This window comes from uncultured Empedobacter sp. (assembly GCF_937930195.1).
Taxonomy (GTDB): Bacteria; Bacteroidota; Bacteroidia; order Flavobacteriales; family Weeksellaceae; genus Empedobacter; species Empedobacter stercoris.
The window spans coordinates 1-5,634 of sequence record NZ_CALGVK010000029.1; the positions used below are offsets into that span (position 1 = coordinate 1).

Genomic DNA, 5,634 nt, shown 5'->3' on the forward strand with positions numbered 1-5,634 from the left:
CCATGCAACAAAGTAAGTAAAGACACTGATAGAGCCATTTGCCACAAAACATGACTAATAGATAGTCGTTGGTTTTTGAAATTGAATTTATGCAGATATTTAAGGGAATGTACTGTAAATGTTGATTGTAAAATAACATTCATACAAATTATCAATACTCCAAAACATATAATTAGAAACATAGTATTTTATTGATGTAAAAGTATTCCTTTCCGTAATTTTTTCAAAGAAATAATAGAATTAGTTAAGATTTAATGTAAATCAGGTCTATTTTTTGAATATTTTAATTGTGTTAGCATTTGTTTTTGTATCTTCTAATTCTTAAACAATTAAACACTAAAATAAATGAAAAAAATTTTACTATTGAGTACTTTATTATTAGGTACATACTCACTAAATGCACAAAATAAATCTGCCACAGATTTACCTTATTCGTACGGTTTCGAAACGGAGGACCTTGACGGATGGACAATTATTAATGCTGGAAATGGTAACAATTGGGCCGTTCATCAAGCTTCTTCAGAAACGCCAGATCCTTCAGAAGGAAAATATTATATGATGTACTATTTTCATGATAATCCAGCTAATTCATATTTATTTTCAAAAGGTCTTAATTTAAAAGCAAACGAAAATATTAATCTACAATTTGATTATATGGGAATTGATGCTTGGTTTCCAGAAAAAATGGAAGTACTAATTGGCTTGAATCCTGATGTCGAGTCGATGACACAAAGACTTTGGATTGATGAAGAAATTATAAATTACCCTTACGAAACAGCTTCTGTAAATTTTGAAGTTCCTACCGATGGAGTCTATTATATTGCTTTTAGAGCCTTTTCTGATCCAGATCAATTTTACTTAAGCTTAGATAATATTATCATCAAAAAAGAATCATTGGCTACGCAAGAAGTAAATAAAACAAAATTGACGTATTATCCTAATCCTGTAAAAGATGTTTTAACGATTAAAAACGATCACAACATCAAAAACATTGAAATTTTTGATTTATCTGGTAAAACGTTAATTAAAAAAGTGTACGATTCTGCTAACATTGATGTCGATATTTCAAAATTACCAAAAGGAACGTATATGGTAAAAATAAGTAGTGAGAACAGTAAAAAAACAATAAAAGTAATTAAAGATTAACGTTCAGTTTTTGATAAATTTTCATATATTTAATTACAAAACAATGTTACATAAAACGGATAGAAAGCTTTTATATGTAAGCATTCTATTCGCTTTAAATTCATAAAGAATTGATAAAAAAACGTTTTCTATTGGCTTATTTCTTAATTTTGTAATTCTAAATCTATCATTCAACAAATGAAAATTAATTTTAAACATATTTTATTGTGTCTTGGAGTTACTTCTATTGGATTAACATCTTGTTCATCTAATAAAAGTTCGAACAAAATAGTCTATAAAAAAGTAGAAACTAAGCAACCTACAAAACCTGCTGAACCTACAATTCCGACTACACCTAAAACAGAAATTTCTACAAAAAAAGACGACATTTTTACAGTAAAATTACCCGATGTTAATCGCGAATTCCGAGCAGCATGGGTGGCTTCTGTTGCAAATATCAATTGGCCTTCGAAACGAGATTTATCGACAACACAGCAAAAAGATGAAGCGATAAAGTTGTTGGATATGTTAGAAGCTAACAATTTTAATGCAGTTATATTTCAAGTTCGTCCGGCTGCAGATGCAATGTATAAAAGTAATTTAGAGCCTTGGTCTTATTTTTTAACTGGACAACAAGGGAAAGCACCTTCTCCTTATTACGACCCCTTAGAATTTTGGGTAGAAGAAGCACATAAAAGAGGTTTAGAATTGCATGTTTGGTTAAATCCATATCGAGCACATCATAGTAGCGGTGGCTCTGTAACCAGCGAATCTATGGTGAAAAAATCTCCAAACAATGTGGTGAGATTGAAAAATGGAATGTACTGGTTCGACCCTGCTGATAAGAAAACACAAGATCACGTTTCAGAAGTTGTTCGTGATATTGTTTCTCGTTATGACATTGATGGTGTTCATTTTGATGATTATTTTTATCCTTATGCTTCTTACAATGGCGGAGCAGATTTTCCTGATACTAAAACATGGAATGTTTACAAAAATAATGGAGGAAATTTATCGCGAGCAGATTGGCGTCGTCAAAACGTGAACACAATTATCGAAAGAATATACAAAGAAATAAAAGAAGAAAAACCTTTTGTGAAATTTGGAATTAGTCCTTTTGGAATATGGAAACCGGGCTACCCTTCTGGAATTACAGGTTCTTCGCAATATGATGAATTATACGCTGACGCAAAATTATGGTTAAATAAAGGTTGGGTTGATTATTTTTCACCTCAATTGTATTGGCCAATTAACTCAACTGGGCAAAGTTTTCCTAAATTATTAGAATGGTGGAAATCTGAAAACACACATAATCGTCACCTATGGCCTGGTTTGAATACAGTTGAAGTTAAAGTTTCGGACAGATCAACGGAGATTACAAATCAAGTTAAAATGGCTGGTGAAATTTTACAAAATAATGTAGGTGTAATTCACTGGAGTATTGCAGGTTTAACAAAAAATCCTTCGATGCTGAGTTATTTAAAAGAAGGACCTTACAAAACAAAAGCGTTAGTACCAACGATGAATTGGATAAAAACAGATCATTTGGCAAAACCAAGTTTAATTGTAAATGCTAAAACATCGGAAGTTGTAATGAATTGGAGTGATTATAAAATGCAATCAAATGTGTCAAAATGGATTTTGTACACACGTTACAACAACGATTGGGAAACCTCTATATTGGATAAAACAAAAACGAACCAAACCGTTTTAAAACATAAAGATGGAAAAAGCTTAACCGCTGTTGCGCTAAAAGCTGTAGACCGTATAGGTAACGAAAGTGATTACGTTGCTGAAAGAATTAATTAAAATTTTAATGGATATAAAATAAAAACTGGACTTCAACTTGAGGTCCAGTTTTTGTATATTTAGTTCTAAATAATTTCTAATGAAAAAAGAAAATATAATTCTTTATATAATGCTATTTATTCCTCTTTTATTTTTGGGAGGAGTAGCTGGTTATTTTTTTCTTTTCTCTAAACCTTATGTTCCTAATGAATATTATAAAACAATCCAATACAAAGGAATTGTTCAAAAAATTTATACAAAATATGAAAGTAGAGGAAATAAGCGAATGGTTAGAGTCAATTTTTTTGACTATTTTTTACCTTACGATGAAGCTGATAAATTTATTGAAAAAGGAGACTCTATTGTGAAAAATAAAGGAGAAACATCTTTACATATTTATAGAAATCATAAACTAATTAATAGTTTAAAATAAAAAAAAGTCATTACAAAAAATGCAATGACTTTATATACTGATTATTATCTCTTTTAAATTGATTTTTGATAAATGTAATCATCCATAATGTATCCATTTCCGATATCAAATGTTTTCGATTCCATATTTTTGAAACCATTTTTCTCATAAAAACGAATTGCTTTTGCATTGTTTTTATTAACGGTTAAATGAACTGCTTTTGCACCTTTTTCTTTTGCATAATCCACTACTCTATTCAACATCAATTGTCCAATTCCTTTGGTTTGATTAGATTCTTTCAAGTAAATTTTTGATAAGAACACTGTATTATTCTCTTCCAATTTATAATGTAAATAACCAGAAGGAACATTATCAATCTTTAAAATTTCCCAAACATCACCGTTTGCAATTCCTTCGTTTACCTTATCGTTATTGTACATCATATCAATCATATAATCGATTTGATCTTGTGCTAATAAATCTTTGTAACACTCATTCCAAATTTCTCTTGCTAAAGGTTGAACTAAATGTATATTTTTCTCATTAACGGTATGAAAATGACAATAAACATTAAGTTTAACTGGATTTATTTTTTGTTTAACTTCTATATTTTGTAGCATTTCATCTTTACGTTTGTCAATTGCACCTTCTAACATTTGTAAGGTCCACTTACGTTTCAAAGAATTGTAATAAAACATTCCAATTCCAATATATAAAAAGACTTGCACAGCAATAGTAACGTAATTTTCTACTAAGTATTTATTCATTTTTAGGCTATTCTCCATCAAATTATCCATTGATGAACTACTAAAATTAACACCAATATCAATAATTCCTGAAGCAAACAACATTACAAATACAAAAGAAAACGCTATTTCTCCTGCGATATACAACCCTACTGCGGATAAAACTGTTTTTAATTTATCCTTTTTGAAAAATTTTGCTAAAAAATAAAACTGAAAACTAAATATGATGATTAGAAACACTGATTGTAATTTTTTTATATCTCACAAAAATACGAAAAATATAAGCGTAATCCTTTATATTTGTATGAAACATATCAAAACAAAAAGTGATTTATTATGTATAGCGATAAATTTCAGAACTATTTACAATCTCAGTTAAATGACTTAGAAGAACAAGGACTGTTCAAAAAAGAACGCATCATTGCTTCTCCTCAAAGTGCAGAAATCACATTAGAAAATGGTCAAACATTGTTAAATTTTTGTGCAAATAATTATTTAGGATTATCAGATCATAAAGATGTTATTTCGGCTTCTCAAAAAATGTTAGATGATCGTGGATACGGTATGTCATCTGTACGTTTTATTTGTGGAACACAAGATGTTCACAAACAATTAGAAAAGAAAATCGCTGATTTCTTAGGAATGGAAGACACGATTTTATATGCAGCTGCTTTTGATGCAAATGGTGGTGTTTTCGAACCATTATTTACTGAAGAAGATGCTATTATTTCTGATGAATTAAACCATGCTTCTATTATTGACGGCGTTCGTTTGTGTAAAGCTGCTCGTTACCGTTACAAAAATAATAATATGGCAGACTTAGAAGCGCAATTGATAGCCGCTTCTGAAAAAAATCATCGTTTTAAAATCATTGTAACAGACGGTGTATTCTCGATGGATGGTATTGTAGCAGACTTAAAAGGTGTTTGTGATTTAGCCGAAAAATACGATGCACTTGTTATGGTAGATGATTCTCATGCAACTGGTTTCATCGGTAAAACTGGTCGTGGGACACATGAACACAACGAAGTAATGGGACGTGTAGACATTATTACTTCTACTTTGGGTAAAGCTTTAGGTGGTGCAATGGGTGGATTTACATCTGGTAAAAAAGAAGTAATTGAAATGTTGCGCCAAAAATCTCGTCCATATTTATTCTCTAACTCTTTAGCTCCAGGAATTGTTGGTGCTGCTTTGCAAGTGTTAGATATGTTAGAAACTGATACTTCTTTACGTGATAAAGTTATGTGGAATGCCAATTACTTCCGCAAAGAAATGGTAGCTGCTGGTTTTGATATTCCAGAAGGTGATGCTGCTATTGTTCCAGTTATGTTATACGATGCAAAATTATCTCAAGTAATGGCAGATAAATTATTAGCTGAAGGTGTATATGTCATCGGCTTCTTTTTCCCTGTTGTTCCTCGCGATAAAGCTCGTATTCGTGTACAGTTATCAGCTGCACATACAAAAGAACAATTAGATCATACAATTGCAGCTTTTATTAAAGTTGGTAAAGAATTAGGAGTGATTAAGTAGTTATTATCTAAATATTATAAAAAAGGT

Annotated in this window: 5 protein-coding genes; 4 read left to right on the plus strand and 1 reads right to left on the minus strand. The window is 30.5% G+C overall.

From position 1 onward, the window contains the following. Positions 1 to 345 precede the first annotated feature (345 nt). From Q0616_RS01760 to Q0616_RS01770, 3 genes are all read left to right on the plus strand, one after another. A complete protein-coding gene (locus Q0616_RS01760) occupies positions 346 to 1,146 on the plus strand; it encodes a T9SS type A sorting domain-containing protein (RefSeq protein WP_284583850.1) in 801 nt (266 codons plus the stop codon). A gap of 177 nt (positions 1,147 to 1,323) precedes the next feature. After that, positions 1,324 to 2,934: a family 10 glycosylhydrolase gene (locus Q0616_RS01765; protein WP_260543472.1), complete on the plus strand. Its 1,611-nt coding sequence runs from the start codon at positions 1,324 to 1,326 to the stop codon at positions 2,932 to 2,934. 79 nt (positions 2,935 to 3,013) lie between these two features. Then, positions 3,014 to 3,346 carry a hypothetical protein gene (locus Q0616_RS01770; protein ID WP_188319859.1) on the plus strand — a complete coding sequence of 111 codons (333 nt, stop codon included), beginning with the start codon at positions 3,014 to 3,016 and terminating at the stop codon, positions 3,344 to 3,346. Between the two features lie 53 nt (positions 3,347 to 3,399). On the opposite strand, the gene Q0616_RS01775 is transcribed toward Q0616_RS01770, so the two are convergent. Next, a complete protein-coding gene (locus tag Q0616_RS01775; RefSeq protein WP_298774549.1) occupies positions 3,400 to 4,311 on the minus strand; it encodes a GNAT family N-acetyltransferase in 912 nt (303 codons plus the stop codon). 96 nt (positions 4,312 to 4,407) lie between these two features. Between Q0616_RS01775 and kbl the strand changes: the two genes are divergently transcribed. Then, on the plus strand, positions 4,408 to 5,607 hold the full coding sequence (gene kbl / locus Q0616_RS01780; protein WP_171622276.1) for a glycine C-acetyltransferase: 1,200 nt from the start codon (positions 4,408 to 4,410) through the stop codon (positions 5,605 to 5,607). The last annotated feature ends 27 nt before the right edge of the window (positions 5,608 to 5,634 follow it).

Excerpts from the sequence above, each read along its gene's own strand:
- Q0616_RS01760 (WP_284583850.1), top strand. The coding sequence starts at position 346 with ATGAAAAAAATTTTACTATTGAGTACTTTATTATTAGGTACATACTCA.
- Q0616_RS01765 (WP_260543472.1), top strand. The coding sequence starts at position 1,324 with ATGAAAATTAATTTTAAACATATTTTATTGTGTCTTGGAGTTACTTCT.
- Q0616_RS01770 (WP_188319859.1), top strand. The coding sequence starts at position 3,014 with ATGAAAAAAGAAAATATAATTCTTTATATAATGCTATTTATTCCTCTT.
- kbl (WP_171622276.1), top strand. The coding sequence starts at position 4,408 with ATGTATAGCGATAAATTTCAGAACTATTTACAATCTCAGTTAAATGAC.